At 39.1% G+C, this 21,058-nt stretch carries 13 protein-coding genes and 1 tRNA gene; 3 read left to right on the forward strand and 11 right to left on the reverse strand.

From position 1 onward, the window contains the following. Nucleotides 1-15: 15 nt before the first annotated feature. Genes U0839_RS02945 through U0839_RS02960 form a run of 4 tightly spaced genes read right to left on the reverse strand, consistent with a single transcriptional unit; the run spans nt 16 to nt 5,137 of the window. A complete protein-coding gene (locus tag U0839_RS02945; protein ID WP_413550044.1) occupies nt 16-1,335 on the reverse strand; it encodes a dihydroorotase in 1,320 nt (439 codons plus the stop codon). Between the two features lie 15 nt (nt 1,336-1,350). Continuing rightward, nucleotides 1,351-3,129, reverse strand: coding sequence for an asparagine synthase (glutamine-hydrolyzing) (asnB, locus tag U0839_RS02950; protein WP_413550045.1), 1,779 nt, complete (start codon nt 3,127-3,129; stop codon nt 1,351-1,353). Then, the gene (locus U0839_RS02955) at nt 3,129-4,169 is read right to left on the reverse strand and encodes a glycosyltransferase (protein ID WP_155565321.1); all 1,041 of its coding nucleotides are present in this window, start codon (nt 4,167-4,169) and stop codon (nt 3,129-3,131) included. Before U0839_RS02955 ends, asnB begins: the two co-directional genes overlap by 1 nt. A 29-nt stretch (nt 4,170-4,198) precedes the next feature. Further along, complete coding sequence (locus U0839_RS02960; RefSeq protein WP_155565320.1) at nt 4,199-5,137, reverse strand: glycosyltransferase family 9 protein; 939 nt, start codon at nt 5,135-5,137, stop codon at nt 4,199-4,201. Nucleotides 5,138-5,308: 171 nt separating this feature from the next. On the opposite strand from U0839_RS02960, the gene hisI reads away from it, so the two are divergent. Then, entirely contained in the window at nt 5,309-5,716 is a 408-nt protein-coding gene (hisI, locus tag U0839_RS02965; protein WP_155565319.1) for a phosphoribosyl-AMP cyclohydrolase, read from the forward strand. Next, a complete protein-coding gene (gene lpxB / locus U0839_RS02970) occupies nt 5,716-6,885 on the forward strand; it encodes a lipid-A-disaccharide synthase (protein WP_155565318.1) in 1,170 nt (389 codons plus the stop codon). Before hisI ends, lpxB begins: the two co-directional genes overlap by 1 nt. Before the next feature lie 18 nt (nt 6,886-6,903). Here the strand turns inward: lpxB and U0839_RS02975 are convergent, their stop codons facing one another. The 7 genes from U0839_RS02975 to U0839_RS03005 all read right to left on the reverse strand — a co-directional run bounded on the left by U0839_RS02975 (nt 6,904) and on the right by U0839_RS03005 (nt 20,839). Then, nucleotides 6,904-8,076, reverse strand: coding sequence for a c-type cytochrome (locus U0839_RS02975; protein WP_347400738.1), 1,173 nt, complete (start codon nt 8,074-8,076; stop codon nt 6,904-6,906). 125 nt (nt 8,077-8,201) lie between these two features. Next, on the reverse strand, nt 8,202-10,367 hold the full coding sequence (locus U0839_RS02980; protein ID WP_413550046.1) for a molybdopterin cofactor-binding domain-containing protein: 2,166 nt from the start codon (nt 10,365-10,367) through the stop codon (nt 8,202-8,204). Continuing rightward, entirely contained in the window at nt 10,357-10,821 is a 465-nt protein-coding gene (locus U0839_RS02985; protein ID WP_110438888.1) for a (2Fe-2S)-binding protein, read from the reverse strand. Before U0839_RS02985 ends, U0839_RS02980 begins: the two co-directional genes overlap by 11 nt. A 48-nt stretch (nt 10,822-10,869) precedes the next feature. Then, nucleotides 10,870-13,509: a cation:proton antiporter gene (locus tag U0839_RS02990; RefSeq protein WP_155565315.1), complete on the reverse strand. Its 2,640-nt coding sequence runs from the start codon at nt 13,507-13,509 to the stop codon at nt 10,870-10,872. 265 nt (nt 13,510-13,774) lie between these two features. Continuing rightward, the gene (gene gltB / locus U0839_RS02995; RefSeq protein WP_155565314.1) at nt 13,775-18,295 is read right to left on the reverse strand and encodes a glutamate synthase large subunit; all 4,521 of its coding nucleotides are present in this window, start codon (nt 18,293-18,295) and stop codon (nt 13,775-13,777) included. Between the two features lie 47 nt (nt 18,296-18,342). Beyond that, complete coding sequence (locus tag U0839_RS03000; RefSeq protein ID WP_413550047.1) at nt 18,343-19,776, reverse strand: NAD(P)-dependent oxidoreductase; 1,434 nt, start codon at nt 19,774-19,776, stop codon at nt 18,343-18,345. 100 nt (nt 19,777-19,876) lie between these two features. After that, nucleotides 19,877-20,839, reverse strand: a complete 963-nt coding sequence (locus U0839_RS03005) for a complex I NDUFA9 subunit family protein (RefSeq protein WP_413550049.1) — start codon at nt 20,837-20,839, stop codon at nt 19,877-19,879. Nucleotides 20,840-20,966: 127 nt separating this feature from the next. Between U0839_RS03005 and U0839_RS03010 the strand changes: the two genes are divergently transcribed. Next, nucleotides 20,967-21,053 (forward strand) — tRNA-Leu (locus tag U0839_RS03010). The last annotated feature ends 5 nt before the right edge of the window (nt 21,054-21,058 follow it).

Consider the following 21,058-nt stretch of genomic DNA (forward strand, 5'->3'; position numbering starts at 1 on the left):
AGATATGATGCAGACTCATGGTAGAAAATCTACCAAATCTCCGTCAGGTTTCCCACAAATTTCATTATCCTGCATCACGATTTTACCTTTTACGATTGTTGCAACAGGCCATCCTTTCACTTCCATTTGATCATAAGGTGTCCAACCTGCCGGTGAAACAATCCAGTCATTGGTGATACGACGATTAGTTTTCATATCAACCAGGGTGAAATCCGCATCATAACCGACCTGAATTCGTCCTTTTGTAGGCATGCCATATATTCTTGCCGGATTAGATGCCATTAAATCGACCAAACGACCAAGCGATAATCGTCCCTCATTTACATGATTCAACATGAGTGGCACGAGAGTCTGTACACCCAGCATTCCTGATGGACAGCATAGCCATGGTTTTGCCTTGGCTTCTGGATCATGGGGCGCATGATCCGAGGAAACGATATCAACCACACCATTCTCAATCCCTCTCCAGCACGCATCATAGTGTCTTTTATCACGGATAGGAGGATTCATTACCGCCAAACCTCCTAACCGTTCATAACATTCCGGTGCGATTTGGGTTAGATGATTTCCTAGCACTTCAACGGTTGCGATATCTTTATAATCAACCAACCATTCAAGTTCTTCCTGTGTCGTTGTATGCAAGATATGCGCGGGTCGACCTGTTTTACGGGCTAATTTTATGATACGTCGTGTTCCAAGAAATGCACATTCCTCATCACGCCACAAACGATGATTTTCGTAAGGCATACCCTCACAGAATAACTTTTTCCTAGTCTGTAAACGATATTCATCCTCGGCATGATAACATACTCGACGATGACCATACCGCATGATATTTTCAAGACTTTCATCATCTTCCACCATTAAGGAACCGGTTGAAGAGCCGGCGTAAACCTTGATACCACACACCCCTTTCATTGTTTCGAGCTTGGGTAGGTTTTGCGTATTTTCCCTTGTGGCACCAACGTAAAATCCAAAATTAACCCAGCTTGTCTCCCTTGCCCTTTCTTGTTTCCATATGATCATTTCCTTATCCGCTGTGGGAGGATTTGTATTGGGCATATCAAATACAGTGGTCAATCCACCCATCGCTGCCGCTTTTGTCCCGGTTTCAATTGTTTCAATCATGGCATTTCCCGGTTCGCGAAAATGCACATGACAATCCATCAAACCTGGAAGAACATAAAGACCCTTCGCATCAATAATCTTTTCGGCAGCATCACTTGATTGAACAAACAGGGATTGAATACGCCCTTTGATTACACCAATACCGGTTTCATATTGTCCCCATGGTAAAACACAATTACCATTTTTAATTATCAGATCGTAATGCACAAGCAAAATCCTTTATCAATCCATTAAAACTTCTAAAACATTTCCCAGCGGATTTTTCCCAACAATATGCACCTGATGCCATATTGCATAAAATAGAATATTCCAAGCCATAAATCGTTCCTTGCGTCCAGATGCCTTTTCAAATAAAGATCTCACATTTGATAAGGAAATTTTGTTACCAATATCTGTCTGACAAAAAACTGCCTGGGCCAATTCATTGGCGTGCTGTTCGATCCACAAACCAATTGGAACACTAAATCCAGATTTTTTGGCAAAAGGTTGTGCTAGTGGAAATTGCCACTCAAGCCATTTGCGTAATATCCATTTCCCTTGGCCATTTCTTATTTTCAAATGATCTTCAAGATTGAAGGCGAATGCTGCAATTTTTTTATCCAGAAATGGGACTCTTCCCTCAATAGAATGAGCCATGAGACAACGATCAAGCTTGATTAGAAGATCATTGGGTAACCAATCAATCATATCAATTTTTTGAGCATTTTTCAGGCGTGAATCATTTTTATCCTGCAATTTATATTGTAATCTGAAATAATTTTTCCATTCACTGGAAACGGAATGAAGGAATAAATTGTCTCGTTCAAAAATACCCTTGCGATAAAGTCTTTTACCGCCTAGCCAAACAGATTTTGCCGCTTTACGATATCGTCCATAACCTGCAAATAATTCATCACCACCCTCACCAGATAAAATAACCTTAACTATGGATCTGGCCTCATTTGCAAGAAACCATGTTGGGATAATTGCATAATCGGCAACAGGATCATCCATACATGCAATAATTTTAGGTAAATGTCTGAAAACATCCTGCTGATTTATGGTGACGCAATGATGTTGAATACCTATTTCCTTTGCCAATAATGCCGCCTGCAATGCTTCATCCTTAACATAGCCAGAATCATTATTTATCTCAAAACGGGCTGTCCAGGCATGAAGACGATTAATTCGTCCCAGACGCTGCATCATTTTCAATATAATTGAGCTATCGATACCACTTGATAGAAAAAGTCCGAATGGCACATCAGAACGTTCATGAATACGAATCGAATCTTCCAAAAGACTATCAAGCTGATTTAAAGCTTTTTTCTCATCTGTAATCATAGACCTTGTTTTTGGAAAACAAGACTGTGTTTGCCGATGAATAATTTCACCATTTCGGATTATCAGGGTTTCACCAGGTAAAATCCGATAAATATTATTATAGATTGTTTTATGGCCCGGTATGAATTGCAATTGCAACAATGTATCGACTGCAGACTGATTTATATCATCATGCCTAACAAAACCTGCCTTGATAATTGCTTGCGCTTCAGAAGCAAATACAACACCCTGTTCTACACTAGCATAGTATAAAGGTTTTATACCAAAGGGATCACGGCTTAAAACAAGCGTTTTTTCATCTATGTCAACCATGGCAACTCCATACATGCCACGTAGGGAATTCACATAATCGGCATGAAATTTCTGCCATAAGGGAAGGATTACCTCACAATCGCTTCCCGTTTTAAAAATATAATTCTTAAAAAGATGGCGTAATTCGGGACTGTTATATATTTCACCATTTGCAATCAAAACCTGTTGACTGTCATTGGATAGAGGTTGTTTTCCCCCTTCTATATCAATAATAGAAAGACGCGAATGCAACAAAACAACATGACTATTTTCCCATGATCCGTTTCCATCAGGACCCCGGTGATGCAAAGCCTCCAATAAGATCTTTTTTTGATGTTCAGAAATGCTGTGACCATCTTTCAAGGCAATTCCTGCTATTCCGCACATCAGATTTTCTCAATTCTCGTTAAAAATTCATACCATTTTTGTAAAACAGTCGCCTGACTAAATTCCCTTTCGAATTTTTGACGTCCTGCAATTGCAATTCTTTGAGATAATGCCGCATCATTTGTCAAGGACGCGATAGCCTTTGATAAGGCTGTTTCATCTTCCAGAGGGGTTAGGAGACCATTTTTCCCATTGTCTATCAATTCCACAGGTCCTTGCGCAGCCAATGCAACCACCGGTTTAGTCGCGGAAAAACCTTCTAGAACTATATTACCCAAAGGTTCATGACGAGAGGAGCAAACCAGAATATCGCAAGCCTGGATAATACCTGATATATCCGCAATCCAACCCGGCATATGGACACGATCTTGAACCTTTAAGAATCTTGCCAAATTTTCAAGCTTCTGACGCTCCTCACCTTCCCCAGCTATAAGCAAATGGGTATTTGCAAGATTAGGCATCGCCTTTATAAGGATATCAAATCCTTTATTAACGTGCAGTCTACCCAACGCCAGTAAAAACGGTGCGTTATTGGGAATATAAGAGGGGCGTCTTGCACATGCATCGGGAAATGTTCTTGCAAAATTGGGAACATGATGAACGCGATTTTCCGGCCATCCTTGGTTTTTGATCCATTCTACAATTCCTTTGGTATTTCCAACCAGATGATCACATTGCCTGTAATATTTTAAATCATAAAACCCGCCTAAACGTCCCACGTTTATCCAATCACCCCTTGGCATAAAAGAGGCCGCCCTGTTCATCCAAGCCACCGCTACTCTTGGTGAAAAATCCTTTAGAATTCTTTTTAGTTCATACTTCGTTGAAAGATCCAACAACCCACCGAATCGTAATTCATGGGAGAATAAACCAACCTCGGTAAATTTCCGTTTACGATCGGAATTTTTCCGTATAATAGGTAATACAGACAATTTTTGAAGATGCTGGGCAATACATAATCGCTCGAAAAACAATTCTGCCCCACCATTAACCGCTCCCGCCATAATGTGTGCAATACGGAAATTTGATGGATTGCTCATATTTACAAAACTTATTCCTAAATTACATTTTAATCATTTTGCCTATCTTGTTTATTATAGGTTTCCAAAAGATTCTGAAAAGCATTATAAACTTCATCAACCGTTAAGTTTTCCATATTTGCCATTCCATTTCCGCCTGACGCTGACAACCCTTGAGCATGGTTCCCGGCTGGCTCATATTCTGACAATTTACTTGGTCCAAACAAACCAAGTACTGGAATTTGACAAGCGGCGGCCAAATGCATCAAACCTGAATCATTACCTATAAAACCTTTACAACGTGATAATAAAGCTGCAACTTCTGTTAAAGTATTTTGACCACCACTATCTATAACTGGCAGACTGGTCCTTTTCAATGGATCCACAAGATTAAACTCTTGACTTCCTGGCCCATAAAAAAGAACAAATTCATAATCCTTATTAAAAACCAAAAGTTTTTTTGCCACTTGAATAAACCGTTCAATTGGCCAAATCTTGCCAATCCAATTTGCGGTTGGTGCCAAGGCAATATAATGGTCGGCGGGCAATTTTTCTGCAGCCATTTTTTTATTTTTTTCATCAATCCATACTACTGGTAAAGGTGTATAGGACAATGATAATGACCTGGCCAAATAATGCACGCGATGTTCCTTAATCCTTCCACCACGTACAATGCATTTTTTTCTTGTTCTTAAAAAATAGCCTATTCCTGAACCACGAAGGTCAATTACCAAATCCCAGGATTGCATCACACATTGTGACCATAATAATAACCAATGAAAATCAAAGCGGTATTTATTCATAACCAATGTCTTGTCACGCCTTGGCATTGCATCGAAAAGACCAGCTGCCACTGGTCCGCAAGCGATTGTAAACTTTGCTTGTGGATAGGTTTGTAACAAATAATCAAGTATTCCCGTTGAAATTACGGCGTCTCCCAATCGGGTAGAGGTAATAAACAGAATTTTCCTGATTGAAGATACCGTCATGCAAACCCTTATTCTTTCAATCCAAATTAAATAATATATAAGTTGGCAATTTAAAACAGTTTAATTCAAAGCTATTTATCATTTAATTAATTAAATGATAATTAAGATGGATATTCTCAATGAACAAACTGTATTCTAACAATATGGTTTTAACAACGAAAAAAAATTATAATGCACAGTTCCAATTTCAATGAATTATTGGCCAAGATAAAATTCAATCAGGATGGTTTGGTTCCAGCTATTGCCCAACAATTTGATAGTAAGGAAGTTTTAATGATGGCATGGATGAATCAGGAAGCAATTATTGAAACTATTTCCACTGGTCAGGTCTGTTATTATTCTCGCAGCCGTAAAAAATTATGGCATAAAGGTGAGACTTCAGGTCAGACACAAAAATTGGTGAATTTCCTTTTTGATTGTGATGGCGACACACTGCTGCTTTTTGTCGATCAGAAAGGCGTGGCATGCCATACCGGTCGTAAAAGTTGCTTTTATAATGCGTGGCAAAACGGATCTATCAATGAAATAAGCCGTCCCCTGATTAATCCTGAAAAATTATATCAAAATAATCATAAATAATGAACAAATCAGAAAATCCACCAATAATATGGATCTTGGCTGGTGAAACCAGTGGTGATGAATTGGGAGCAAAACTAATTAAAGCTTTGCGTCATTTTAACCCCGATCTGCAGTTTTTAGGTGTTGGGGGGCCAAGAATGCAAGAACAGGGAATGAAAATCCTTTTTCCCATGCAGGATCTTGCCGTGATGGGATTGGTTGAAGTCCTTCCCAAAATATGGACCTTGTCAAAACGCCTTAACCAAGCTGTCAAACATATTGAAACAATTCATCCAGATATCATTGTAACAATTGACAGTCCCGGTTTTTCTTTACGATTATTAAAAAAAGTCCAATCTTTATCAATTCCCAGAGTTCATTATGTTGCGCCCCAGGTTTGGGCATGGCATGAAAATAGAGTAAAAAAATTTCCTGGACTATGGGAAAAACTTCTTTGCCTTTTTCCTTTCGAAGAAAACTTTTTTTTAAAACATGGAATAAAAGCCCAATTTGTTGGCAATCCCATTATCGAGACAGAAATTCATCATGCAAATGCCGATGATTTTCGCTCTGAACATCATATAGATCCACTTCAACCGATTTTACTTTTAATGCCTGGCAGTCGTCGGTCAGAATTGCCGAAGCTTATGCCCGTATTCAAAAAAACTTTAATTTTATTAAAACAAACAAAACCAGAACTCATTGCCGTGTTACCCACCTCTCCGCTCGCCAGACATTATGTTGAAAGAATCATTGAAGACTGGCCTGTAAAAGCACTGGTTATTCATGAAAAAAAGGATAAATATAATGCCTATGCAGCAGCACAAATCGCCCTGACAAAATCCGGAACCACAACCTTGGAACTTGCATTGGCCCATATACCCATGATCGTAACCTATAGGGTCCATCCCATCACGGCAATGATTGCCAGACACATGATTCAGGTTCCTTTTGTAGCAATGGTTAATCTTCTAGCCCAAAAAGAGGTTGTACCTGAACTCTTGCAAGAAAACTGTAATCCCGTAAAATTGGCTGAAAAGGTTATCGAATTTTTAGATGATAAAAATATGGTTCAAAAACAAAAAGAAGCTTTTATTCAAATTCTAAACGCTTTAAAAGCACCACATCATCAACCACCCTCTTATGAAGCAGCTAAAGAGATATTAGAATTAATGAATAAAAATGAATAATATTTTAGTTTACACTATTTATTCTTTATTTAACAGTGCCCTTTCTTTTCTAACCTGTTCAGCGGTTACATGCCCGTTTCTTCCTCCGAAACGGGAAATAACATAATTAGCAATATCTGCAATATCCTGATCATTGAAAATATCCTTGAAAGAAGGCATCATATAATTACCCAGCTTAGGATCTTTAAGGTTTGATCCTTTTAAAATAACCTTAACAAGGTTATTACCACCCGTTATCGTTGCTGTTCTCGAACCCCAAAGGCTTTCATATTCCCCTTGTCTTCCTTGACCATTTTCCAGATGGCAATTTGAACAAACAGAAGAATAAAGATGGCTTCCATGACTATGACTTTGTTCAGTAACCTCCAATTCTTCAACAGATATCTTGGCTGCCCCTTGTTGCTTTTCCACGGGACGTAAAGAACGTAGATAAATTACAATTGCATGAATGTCTTGGGGTGTTAAATAAGATAGTTGCGTATTTATAACATCTGCCATGGGACCTGATGCAGCTCCATGACCTGAAACATATCCCCGGGATAAATATTTTTCCAAATCAGTGTCACTCCATGAACCAATTCCCGTATCCTCATCAGCGGTAATATTATATGCTGTCCATCCCTTATGACCGCCCCCTGCATAATCTTTTACAACAAAGCGACCATTGGACCAATTTTCAGGAGTATGACAATATGAACAATGACCTGGTCCTTCAGTCAAAAATTTTCCCCGGTTCCATGATTGTGATTTCTGATTGTTATACTCGAAATGCTTGCCCGTATAATTTATGATCTGCCAAAAACGAATGGCCCATCGCATATTGTAGGGAAAAGCCATTTCTTTATCAGGAACTTTATTTTCAATGGCAGGTTGTTTTTCAAGATAGCGTCTGATTGCCAATATTTCATCACGACTCATGGCACGATAGGCAGTATAGGGCATTATGGGATACAAATATTTTCCTTTATGACCAATTCCTTTTTGTAATGCACTTATAAATTCATCATCTGTATAACGCTGAATTCCTGTTTTCACATCTGAGGTAATATTTGAAGAATAAACAGTTCCCTGTTTGGATATATAAAAAGGTTTTCCCCCTGCCAGTCTTGGTCCATGATCAGCTGTATGACAACTTTCACAACCTGATGCGTGAAAAAGATACTCTCCTTTATCCATTTGGTCCTTCTTCACATCAGTTGCCTGACCGATCAATATGCCAAATGATGAGCTGGAAAAATTGATACATAAAATTATGAATAAACGATAATTTTTCTTAAAAAAAATTAAGGAATTGATGAATTTAATCATGAAAATTCTTATTTATGCTGAAATACCTGCTTCGCCAAAGGCAATGAATGAAAAAATTTACCCTGAATCAATCCCAAGGCATGGCTCAGTGCTGGTGCTGCCACTATTGTTCCCAATTCACCTACCCCTGACGGCGATTCATTACTGTTAACCATATGAACCTTGACATTAGGCATATCATTCATTCTCAATACTCGATATTGATTATAATTCCGCTGTTTAATTTGTCCGTTTTCTATTTGCACTTCACCATACAAGGCGTCACTTAATCCAAAAACAACTGAACCCTCAATTTGAGCGCAAACTTGTTCTGGATTTACAATCAAACCACAATCAACCGCCACATCAGCACGATGTATAAGAATGACTGAACTGGTTGTAATTTCAGCTTCTATAATTAGAGCGATATAACTGCCAAATACATGTGCCATGGCGAAACCTTGCCGAATGTCTCCAGATTTGAATTTATTCCATTCGACATTTTGCAATAACAAATCAACAACTGCTTTTGCACGATCATCAAGACCCAAAGTTTTACGGTATTCGATCGGATCCATACGTGTATATAATGCCAGATTGTTAATCATGTTTTCCAATACAAAAACATTACGAGTTGCCTCTCTACCCTGTCCAGATCCGAAATTCAATTTTGGAGCATCACATACAGAATATTCAAACTTATAGTCATGAATATGATAAGGCATTGTATCCAACCCCAAAAGGTAATTCGGACTGGATGGATTCCTCTTGTCTGTATCGTCAATAAAAGTCATCATTTTATGATGAACAGAGGTAATCGCCAATTTGTTATTTACGCCTATCTTTAACTGGTCATAATATGGAGGACGTAACGCATCATTTTGAAAGTCGGCTTCCCTTGACCATATAAAATTTACCGGATATGAAACCTGTCGTGCGAATTCAGCTGCATCAAGAATGTATTTTTGGTCCAATCTACGACCAAAGCTACCGCCAATTTCATTATAATGAAGAATTACATTTTCTTTACAAAGATGAAATTTTTCAGCAATATGCCCCTTTAACATTGATGGAGCTTGGGAACCTATCCATAACTCACATTGATTGTCGTGAAAATATATTGTGCAATTTATAGGTTCCAATGCCGCATGCAAAAGCATAGGCTGAAAAAAATCCCATTGAAACAGTTTTTTTTCATTTTCCATTTCAACTGATACTGAAGCAGTTTTATTATAAAAAAGCATAGTGGAAGGTTTTGATATACCCTTTTTTAAATTCTCATAAATCATTGATGTATTCAGTTGAATATTTTCATCACCCTGCCATTTTATTACAAGACATTCAGCCGCTTTCAGGGCACGCCAAAAATTATCAGCAATAATACATATTGACTTTTCATTTTTTAAAATATCCTGAATTCCAGGAACATTTTTGGCCTGTCTATCATCAATTTGATGGATTTGATCCCCTTCAATAGGAGAGCTGATAATATAACCCGTTTTCATCCCGGAAAGTTTAATATCCATACCATAAACAGACTGACCTTTAATTTTTTTATCCGTATCAATCCTTGGTTGTGGTTTGCCAATAATTTTATAATCTAATCTATTTTTAAATTGAACAGATTCTGGAATATCAAGTGTCATAATTTTTGAAATTAGCATTCCGTACGAGAATGTTTGATTATCAGGGCAAATAACATATCCATTTTCAGTATGACATCGTCCTTTATCTATATTCAATTCCGCAGCTGCTGTTTGTAAAAGCATCATTCGTAATTCGGCCGCACCCTGTCTGAGAGGGAACCAATCTTTCGCAACAGAACCTGAACCATAGGTCAGATTTAAATCCTCATTTGGTTTCATATTTTTTATTTGTTCATTTTCAATCATTTTGGTTTCAATTGAAACCGATTTTAAATCAACATCCAATTCCTCGGCCAAAATCATTGAGGCAGCCGTTAAAATCCCTTGCCCTATTTCAATATCGGGTATGAAAAAAGTGATTTCATTATTTGCTTTTATTTTTATGAAAGCATTTAAATATTGTTTTTTTCTGTTTTTTCGCTCGGAAAAATCTGAATCTTTCTCTAACTGATCATTTTGTGCATTGCCCCCTACAGGTAACATGAACCCAAAAAGCAAAGCACCCGTTTTTCCCAAAAAAACACGACGGGAAATTTTTTTATGCTTCATCCATTATACCTGCAGCAATTTGAATAGCTTTATAAATACGTTGATATGTTCCACATCGACAGATATGACCTGTCATAGCTTCTATAATCTCGTTTTTATCAGGTTTATCATTTTCTTTTAACAAGGCTAAAGCCGTCATGATCTGACCAGGTTGACAATAACCACACTGCGTTGGTTCCGTCTCTTTCCAGGCCGCCAATAATTTTTGAAATATTGAGTCTTCCCCAACCCCCTCGATAGTAACTATCTCCCTATTCCCGATATCACCAACAGGAATGGAGCAAGATCTTACAGCTTTACCATCTAGATGAACGGTGCATGATCCGCATAAACCAATACCACATCCATATTTCGTACCCGTTAATCCAACAATATCCCGCAAAACCCAAAGTAATGGCATATCTAATGGAACATCCAGTTCTATTTTCTTTTTATTAACTGTGATGGAAATCATATCTGGTTCTGATTGCTGTTCTATTTTTAATTCAAAAAGAATAAATTATCAGTTTTTATTTTGTTTATCATTATTTTCAATGTTACCCTCATTTTTTAAATTATTGATTTCCTTGGACTCATACCCCAACATCAACTGTTTTTCCTTATTGGCTATACGTCGTGTATATCCCAACATCATGAAATCGTCATCCTGAGAATTAGGGCGATCTTTTGCCTCGTCAATTTTTGAAAGATTATAGGCCACAATAGGATAATCTTGAATTAACCGTTTAAATACATCGGCTGGCATCACCAATAAATATCCAAACCTCAATGCACGATAATTTGCATAAATTCTTTTACCCGCAATAAGTTCTGATGCACCAAGAATATCACCAATCCCATATGTTAGACTTTTACTTGCAGAATGGGTTTCAAATAATCCGCTACTGACAAAATAGACATTTTTAACCTTCTGTTTACGATGAAGGATTTTTTCACTCGGAAATACAAAATAGACCGACATAGACATACTTATATCATATAAAACAGCCTGTGGCACACCGCGTAAACATGGCAATTCCTTCACGCGCTCTTCCAATCCACTTTTGAGATTGAATTTTAGACGACGATTATAACGTTCAAAACGCTTTTCAACATTTTTTTCCAGTTCGGAATAAAGCTCATCACTAACCAGGGATTCAGCCCAAAGACTGTTATATTCATCACTTTCTAATCTGAGAGTGACCAATTTCAAAAACCTTGATTCAAGAGCTTCAATATATCCCTGGTAATGAATGCGCATAATTTCCAGCGCATCATCCAACATACGATTTTGCCTATCCAGAACTTCTGAAACAATTTCGGCAATTCGTACACCCAATGTCGGTTCTATACGCCTTTTCATAAAACGTGTTAAGGAAATCGATACAAATCGGGATACCAGCAATATTTCAAACCGTTCCATCATGCAGTACATCAAGGGACGATCGATATGCAATTTTCGATGTATATATTGCGCAACACGAAATCGAAAAGGAGGATGCAATCTTTTCTGCATCGCTTTTACGTATCCATACCTTCCCTCGGTCCATGCACCATCCAGCGTAGCTTCCGCTGAGCGCAAAAGAGTTTCCATCACTCTTCGTGGCAAACCCTGCATACGGAAAAGATCCAGTAAAATTGACCGCTCTTGTGCAGCTATTGTAATCAAAGCCAGTGAAATACGTTGACGATCAGTCAACATTGTATCAAAACTATTTGCTTCTCTTTCCTCATTAATACGACGGTCAATCTCTTCAAGCGTATAATTGGTAATGACATTTGAAAATCCAAATTCATTTGCCACGCGACGAGCCTTGTCCTTAACATTACCCAATCCAATTCCTAGGATCTGGTGGCGCACAGCCTGGTCAATGGGTGTAAGTTCATTTAGCCGAAAATAAATTACCACCGCTCTTAACGTTGTTCCGTTAACCAACAAGGTAAACAATACAAAACCCGTTGCAACAATACCTACAAACTGGGAAATCGGTGTTGGTATCAATTCATTTTCCGTTACCGCCAATGCAAGGGCCAGTGTAATGGCACCTCTTAATCCACCCCATACCATTGTCGCTTTAAATGGCGTCGGCACTGGAGGTGAAAGTTTTGTAGCTGCAAGTAAAGGCAACATCCCAAAAATAACCATTGCGCGTGCCAGCAACCCGGCAATTGTCGCCAATAAAATAAGAATAAAATCCCATTTTGTCATACCAATCAATAAACGGGGGACAAGCATAGAAGCCAACACAAATAATAGCGATCCTGCCCAAAATATTATTTGTTGCCATAACTCATTCAAAAATCGCCATGTTTGAGGTCTAAATGTCGAGGGACCATAAGCGGATAAGGTCAATCCTGCCGCTGCCGCTGCCACAACACCGGAACAGTGCAACAAGTCATCACAAACAATATAGGAAATATATGGTAAGGCAACCGTTAAAGTAATTTCCGCAGATCGACCTGTATTTGAACCCAAACTTACAATCATCCACAAAGCGCAACGTGCAAAGAAAAATCCTGCAATCAATGCCCCGACAAAAGAAAGAAAAATTGCTAGAGCTGAACTAAATAAATGTACCTCTTTATGCGCAATAATAGCGGCAACCAAAGTCGAAAAAATGGAAATTGCTGCAGCATCATTCAATAAAGCTTCGCCTTCAACCAAACGGGTAAGACGAGTTGCCGCCCCAATTTCTCTGAATATGCCAGCAACAGCAGAGGGATCCGTCGTTGCAACGATCGCTCCAACCAGCAGACAAACTGTCAGAGGCATTCCCGAAAAGGGATATAAGGCCAGACCTATAGTGGCAGTAGAGACAATGACCGCAACAATGGCCAATAAAAGAACCGTGCCGATTTCATGGGCCAAACGACGCACATCAATAGCCAATGCCGCCTGAAAAACCAATATGGGCAGAAATATTAACAAAAAACCTTCGCTGTTTATTGGAAAATCAAGTAATATTTCAGCGGCTGTATCAAAAACATGTATGTGGGAGCTGTGTAAAATCAAATCAGCTGTTCCACCAAGAACAACCCCAACAATAGCCAGTATTACAGTTTCAGATAATTCCAGCCGTTTTGCCAATGGCTGAACGGCGCTTACAATGACCAATAATATAGCTGTCGCTAATAAAACAGTGGCCAGGCCTGTAACTGGCATATTGATGTCTCTCCGCTATAAACAAAATTAGAATTATTTTATATATCAAGCCTAATACGGATGGGATATCAACTTAAGTCAATATAACTAAAAAAATTCCTCGTAAAAAAATATAGAATTCATCTTAGACCGTTATGAAAGCTTTACTGCATTATAATTAACATATTTTCATTAAAATAAAATGATAAAATCTTTGAAAATAGGATAAATTTTTATGAAATTGATCCTATTGCCCATCCATAATTTGATGTAATACCGTTCTAAATTATGCAGTTTCTTTCAAAATATCTTCATTAAATTCAAAATTTATAACGCGAGCATATTCTGTGGGAACAATATGCCAGAAATGTTTTATTGTATTCTGCCATTCATGTAAAAGATGCGCAGCATATCGGCTTTTTGTTTCTTCAATATGCTTTTCAATAAGGTTTTTGACCCTGTCTTCCCATTTTTTATCAATCACACGCTGCCATCGCAAAGTTGACGCATTGACACGACGTTCAAACTGTTGGTGGGGATCGTAGACAAAGGCCATTCCGCCTGTGAAACCGGCCCCGAAATTAGGACCTGTTTCACCCAGAATGATCACTGTTCCCCCAGTCATATATTCACATCCGTTGGCACCGCATCCCTCAACCACAGCCGTGGCACCCGAATTGCGAACCGCAAAACGCTCACCTGCCTTTCCGGCCGCAAACAGATATCCGGCCGTTGCACCATATAAGACTGTATTGCCAACAATCACATTATGATTTGAAACAAGTTTTGTTTCTGGTACAGGACGCACAATAATGGTGGCTCCTGACAACCCTTTCCCGACATAATCATTGGAATCCCCAAAAACCTCAAGTTTTAAACCCTGAACTGCAAACGCACCCAACGATTGGCCTGCTGATCCATTAAGACGAACAGTCAGATGATCCGGCGCCAATCCTTTCATACCAAACCGACGGGTTATCATTGATGAAATTTTTGTTCCAATTGCTCGATATGTATTATAAACATTATATCGCAATTGCATTTTTTCACCATGTTCGAATAATGGCTGAGCATCAACAATCATTTGTGCATCCAATGTTTCAGGCACCTCATTACGCCCTTCACGAACACAATAACCAGCATGCATCCCCGGATCCACTCGTGCCAATAATGGATTCAGATCCAAATCATCCAGATAAGATGCACCACGTAAAACCTGACGTAACAGATCTGTTCGCCCGATTATGTCTGTCAAAGATGTAAATCCAAGTGTGGCGAGAATGTTTCTTACATCTTCAGCAATGAAAGAAAACAGATTGATCACACGTTCAGCCCCATCCTGAACAAAGTTTGCACGCAATTTTTCATCCTGGGTACAAACCCCAACGGGGCAGGTATTGGAATGACATTGACGAACCATGATACAACCCATTGCTATAAGACTGAGTGTACCAATACCGAATTCCTCCGCTCCTAGCATGGCAGCAATAACAACATCCCGACCAGTCTTGATACCACCATCAACACGTAAAACCACCCGGTCACGCAAACCATTTAACATCAACACCTGATGCGCTTCCGCCAACCCCATTTCCCAAGGAATTCCACCATATTTAATGGAAGTCAATGGAGAGGCACCCGTTCCGCCATTATGACCTGAAATCAATATTGTATCAGCCTTGGCTTTAGCTACACCGGCAGCAATTGTTCCAATTCCTGAAGCCGCAACCAGCTTAACACCCACAGTTGCCTCTGGATTAATTTGTTTGAGGTCATAAATAAGTTGCGCCAAATCTTCGATCGAATATATATCATGATGAGGAGGCGGAGAAATTAAAGTAACTCCTGGGACGGCATGTCTAAGACGACCAATTAATTCCGTAACCTTAAATCCTGGTAATTGTCCACCCTCACCCGGTTTTGCACCTTGGGCAATCTTGATTTCAATTTCACGACAATTATTCAAATACTCAGCGGTTACCCCAAATCTTCCAGATGCAACCTGTTTAATTGCCGACGATGCATTATCCCCATTTTCACGGGGTTTGTACCGAACCGCGTCTTCTCCTCCCTCCCCGGAATCTGAACGGGCTCCAATCCGGTTCATGGCAATCGCAAGAGTTTCATGTGCTTCGGGGCTTAACGCACCGAGAGAAATTCCGGGGGAAATCAATCTTTTTCTCAATTTTGTAATATTCTCAACCGATTCAACAGGGACCGGTTTATTTGTCGATTGAAAATCGAATAAATCCCTTAGAGCCATTGGAGGTTGTCTGTGAATTTCATGGACATATTGTTGGTACAATGGCCAACTGTCTTTTTCCACAGCCTGCTGAATCAGTTTAATGACAGAACTGCTTAAAGCATGTTTCTCACCTTGTTGACGCCATTTGTAAAACCCACCGATCGGCAACAATTTCACATTGGGATCCCAAGCCAATTGATGGGACTTTTTTATATTTTGTGCAATTCCTGATAAACCTATCCCTGAAATTCTGGAAGACATTCCCGGAAAAAATTCAGCAACCAATGCCCGGGACAGGCCAATCGCTTCAAAATTATATCCACCTCGATAAGAAGAAACCACAGAAATTCCCATCTTGGACATAATTTTCAACAAGCCTTTATCTACGGCTTTACAATAGTTTTGAACAGCCTGTCTTAATGTAATATTTCCAAAAAGCCCTTTTTTATGACGATCCGCTATACATTCCTGAGCAAGATAAGCATTGACTGTCGTAGCTCCAACCCCGATTAAGACCGCAATAGAGTGCACATCAAGACAATCTGCCGCCTGCACGTTAACAGAAGTGAAGGTTCTCAGGGATTGACGAACAAGATGAGTATGTACGGCAGCCGTTGCCAAAATCATTGGAATATTGGCATAATCCCTATCTTGCTTGTCATCACTAAGGAATATATGTGTACACCCACATCGAACAGCCTCTTCAGCTTCACTGCAAATTCTTGCCAATGCTTGACGAAGCCCTTTTTCACCATCATTGACCTTATAGTTACAATCAATACTGCACCCGGTTTTACCGCAATATTGTTTCAATGCTATAAATTCACTGCTCGTCAAAACCGGACTGCTTAGACGTAATAACTGACACTGTTCGGAAGACTGATCCAAGACATTACCCAAATTTCCCAAACGAGTGCTCAACGTCATAACTTGGGTTTCTCGCAGACTATCAATCGGTGGATTGGTAACCTGGCTGAAACGTTGACGGAAATAATGCGATAATCCTCTATAATGCTCACTAAGTACCGCCAAGGGCGTATCATCGCCCATTGAACCGATCGCTTCCGCAGAATTTTCAACCATAGGCTGCAATACTGTTTCAAGATCTTCAATACTCATTCCAACAGCAAGCTGTCTTTTACGTAATTCATCCTCTGCGAATAAGACAGGCTCATTATCCTGATCTTTTACTATGGAAGTAATTTGCTGCGTATTCGTAATCCAATCACTATAATTATGACGTTTAACTAGAAGCTGTGTTATATCTTCAGGGCGATAAAAAAGACAATTATCCATATCAAAACCTATTGTTTCTCCTGGTCCTAATCTGCCTTTTTCAAGAATTTGGTCTTCAGGAATATGCACCATTCCTGTTTCTGATCCCAAAATCATCAAATCATTAGCTGTTATCGTATAACGTAAAGGACGTAACCCGTTTCTATCCAATCCGGCAATAATCCATTTACCATCGGTTCCACATAAAGCGGCAGGTCCATCCCAAGGTTCCATTACCGCGTTGGAATAGCTGTACATATCTTTCACATCCTGGGTAATATCCTGCAGCAATCCCAGGGCCGGTGGAATCATCAAGGCCTTTACCGTAGGGGCATCCCTACCCGCAAACGTTAATAGCTCAAATACATTGTCCAACGCCGCGGTATCAGATCCATTGAATTGAATGACCGGTTTCAAATCTGTCATATAGGCATCCAAATCCGGATGGGAAAGTCTTGTTTCGTGACTTTTCATCCAGTTTATATTACCTGATAATGTATTTATCTCACCATTGTGGGCAATGCGTCTAAACGGCTGCGCAAGTTTCCATGTCGGAAAGGTATTGGTTGAATAACGTTGATGGTAAATCACAAAACGGCTGACAAATCGTTCATCCAACAGATCCGGATAAAAATCGGACAGATTTTCCGCCAAAAACATGCCCTTATAAATTATCGAACGGCAGGACATTGAACAAATATAAAGATCAACATGACTTTCAACAGCCTTTTTCTCTATTTTCCGTCGAATAATATAAAGATTGCGTTCAAAAACATCCTCTGAATGATGATGTGTATTGATGACAAGAATCTGTTCAATATCAGGACGTGTGGCATTCGCTTTTTCACCGATACAGTTCGTATCAATTGGCACCTGACGCCAACCATAAATTGAATAGCCAAACCCCATAATTTCGGTTTCGATAATTTGTCGACAGCGCTCCTGACTGGCTAAATCATTCTTAGGAAGAAAGATCATTCCTACAGCCAGCTGCCCCTGTTTTACCGCATGATGACCACTACGAATGGATTGCAAGAAAAAATCCTGTGGTATTTCAACATGAATACCGGCACCATCTCCTGTTTTCCCATCAGCATCAACAGCGCCACGATGCCATAGGGCTTTTAAAGCTGCCAAACCGGCCTCAACCACATCTCGGCGTTTTTGACCATCAAGAGCCACAACAAATCCTACACCACAAGCATCATGTTCTTGTTCGGTGGAATAAACATCTTTTAGGATCGCTTCATTCTTTTTTCTTTGTTCAACAAAGGAATAATTATTCATTTTCTTAACCTACCGTAATGAATACATTCAATTCTGGATATCTGTTTTCAAGCAGCAGAAACATTCTGTTTATTATTTTGTTGTTCAAGCCAATGGGCAATTTTTTCCGCCACATCCTGCCCATCCTTGACAGCCCATACAACAAGACTTGCCCCGCGTACAATATCGCCGCCTGCAAAAACGCCAGGTAAAGAAGTCATACGACTATGATGATTCAATTTTATGGTACCAGATTCATTTGTATCCAATTGGTCATTATCCCACAGGGTGGTCAATGGTTCAGGATCAAATCCAAGTGCTTTGATAACCATATCCGCTTGCAGGGTGAAATGACTGTTAGGTATAATTCTGATTTTTTGTCTACCACCAGCATCTGGCAAACCCAATTCGGTTCTTAATGCGCGAATTGCCTCCACTTTTTCTTCACCTACAAAAGCGTCTGGAGCTGCCTGCCAAATGAATTCCACACCTTCTTCTTCTGCATTTTTTACCTCTCGCATAGAGCCAGGCATATTTGCCCTATCTCGACGATACAAACATTGAACCGAGGTCGCCCCCTGACGAATTGCAGTTCTTAGGCAATCCATGGCAGTATCACCACCGCCAATAACGACAACTCTTTTACCCTTTGCATTCATTTCATTTTTATCGTTATTTTGCGTTTGAGAATCAATCAGATAATCCAGTGCCTGCACAATTCCATTAAGATTTGAACCAAAAAGGCTTACTTCTTTCTTTTTATAAACTCCCGTTGAAATCAATACCGCATCATGTTTATTTCTTAGATCCTCAAAAGCGATGGAATACTCAGCTGTTTTATCTGAGACACTTGTATTGAAATGGAAAATCACATTTGATTTCTCTAACCATTCCTGACGACGAGTTACAATATTTTTTTCAAGTTTAAAGGTAGGTATACCATAAGCCATTAAACCACCAGCCCGATCATAGCGATCATATACATGGACTTGATATCCTTTTTTTCGTAAAACAACCGCTGCAGCCAAACCGCAAGGTCCGGCACCAATAATTCCCACAGATTGCGATAGTTCTTCCAAAGGCATAATAGGTGTGACCCAATTCTGATCAAATGCATGATCGGTTATAAATGCTTCCACCGCTCCAATCGTAACACTTTTGTAATCCTCCTCAATTACGCAACTGCCTTCACACAAACGATCTTGTGGACAGATGCGCCCACAGATTTCAGGAAAACTGTTGGTTGCAGTTGAAAGTGCATAAGCTTCTGCCAAACGATTTTCAGCCGTAAGTTTCAACCAGTCAGGAATATAATTTGATAATGGACATTTCGTTGTACAAAATGGAATACCACATTGTGAACAGCGACTGGCCTGAATTCTGGCTTGTTCCTCTGAAAAGCGTCGATAAATCTCGTTAAAATCATGTTTGCGTTCAGCAGCATTACGTTTTTCAGGCTGCTGCTGATCTAAATTAACAAATTTAAGCATTAGGTTAGGCATAATTAAATTCCTTAATATTTAAGGCAGATTACACCTAAACTTTCTATCCTATTCCGTTTTTAATAAAAAGACAGTACTACTGACCTTTCATAACTTTTTTTCAAATATAGGCTTCTTTTTGTAATTTTTTTAATTCTTCAAAGTCGCAAGCAGGCCTGTAACAATATAGATAAGCGGGAGCGATCATTTCAATTGAAGATGGAACAATACCTAGAAATTCAAAATTTTTACCCTTGTGACCAGCAACAGAATCATATTTCATTAAATTAACCAATCGTGCGGTCATTAAGGAACCTGGCATATATTCCAGGAAATAAGCCATTAATTTTATAAAACCTGGACATAACCCGCTTACATCATTTTTTCGATGAACTATTTCTAAAACCTTGGAAATCAACTCACGATTAGTAAGTATTTCAGGACCCGCCAACTCGTAAATTTCCCCATTATTTTCTTCATTTTCAACAATCTTAATAACAGCATCAGCAATGTCCCCTGCATAGACAGGTTGTAAACGTGTATTAACATTATAAACTGGCATAATAGGGAAAAAAGTTGATAGAAATCCTAACTTATTCAAAAACTGATCTTCTGGACCAAAACTGATTCCAACCCTTACAATCGTTGAAGAAGGATATGTTTTCAATACGGTTTCCTCCCCCTTTTTCTTGCTGACCAGATAAGAGGAAGGACTTGTGGAATCAGCACCCAAAGCAGAAAAATGCAATAAATTTTTGACACCTGCTGCACTTGCGATTTTTGCTATTTTTTCAGCGATTTTTACATTTATTTTTTCAAGATTACCCTTGCTTTTTCCAACAAAAGCTTCTGCCAGATTAATAACGACACTTGCACCTTCAATGGATCGAACAATAGTATTTTCTTGATCAAATGAACAAAACAATGGAGTAACCTGTCCAACATTACCAAATATTTTCTGTTCTCTCGTATGTGCAGGAAAAGGTACTGCCAATCTTATCACGTATCCCTGCTTAACCAACCGCTCAACAAGGTAATTTTCAATTAATCCATTACCACCAATAATCGTTGCTATTTTACGCATCAAACTTTCCCAGCTTCATAATCAAATTTATCGAATAGTGTTTATTCTCATTTGAAAAATTAAAAAAATCAAAAATTCCATTGACCAACTATAAGAACATCAGTAAGAAGTATCAATATATTTAAGAGCCCAAATGGCGGAATTGGTAGACGCGCAGGTTTCAGGTACCTGTAGCCGCAAGGCTGTGGAAGTTCGAGTCTTCTTTTGGGCACCATAAAA

The sequence above is a fragment of the Commensalibacter sp. A3DC genome, assembly GCF_047307945.1.
GTDB lineage: Bacteria > Pseudomonadota > Alphaproteobacteria > Acetobacterales > Acetobacteraceae > Commensalibacter > Commensalibacter melissae.

Excerpts from the sequence above, each read along its gene's own strand:
- asnB (WP_413550045.1), bottom strand. The coding sequence starts at position 3,129 with ATGTGCGGAATAGCAGGAATTGCCTTGAAAGATGGTCACAGCATTTCT.
- U0839_RS03005 (WP_413550049.1), bottom strand. The coding sequence starts at position 20,839 with ATGCGTAAAATAGCAACGATTATTGGTGGTAATGGATTAATTGAAAAT.
- U0839_RS03000 (WP_413550047.1), bottom strand. The coding sequence starts at position 19,776 with ATGCCTAACCTAATGCTTAAATTTGTTAATTTAGATCAGCAGCAGCCT.
- U0839_RS02960 (WP_155565320.1), bottom strand. The coding sequence starts at position 5,137 with ATGACGGTATCTTCAATCAGGAAAATTCTGTTTATTACCTCTACCCGA.
- U0839_RS02990 (WP_155565315.1), bottom strand. The coding sequence starts at position 13,509 with ATGCCAGTTACAGGCCTGGCCACTGTTTTATTAGCGACAGCTATATTA.
- gltB (WP_155565314.1), bottom strand. The coding sequence starts at position 18,295 with ATGAATAATTATTCCTTTGTTGAACAAAGAAAAAAGAATGAAGCGATC.
- U0839_RS02955 (WP_155565321.1), bottom strand. The coding sequence starts at position 4,169 with ATGAGCAATCCATCAAATTTCCGTATTGCACACATTATGGCGGGAGCG.
- U0839_RS02985 (WP_110438888.1), bottom strand. The coding sequence starts at position 10,821 with ATGATTTCCATCACAGTTAATAAAAAGAAAATAGAACTGGATGTTCCA.
- lpxB (WP_155565318.1), top strand. The coding sequence starts at position 5,716 with ATGAACAAATCAGAAAATCCACCAATAATATGGATCTTGGCTGGTGAA.
- U0839_RS02980 (WP_413550046.1), bottom strand. The coding sequence starts at position 10,367 with ATGAAGCATAAAAAAATTTCCCGTCGTGTTTTTTTGGGAAAAACGGGT.
- hisI (WP_155565319.1), top strand. The coding sequence starts at position 5,309 with ATGCACAGTTCCAATTTCAATGAATTATTGGCCAAGATAAAATTCAAT.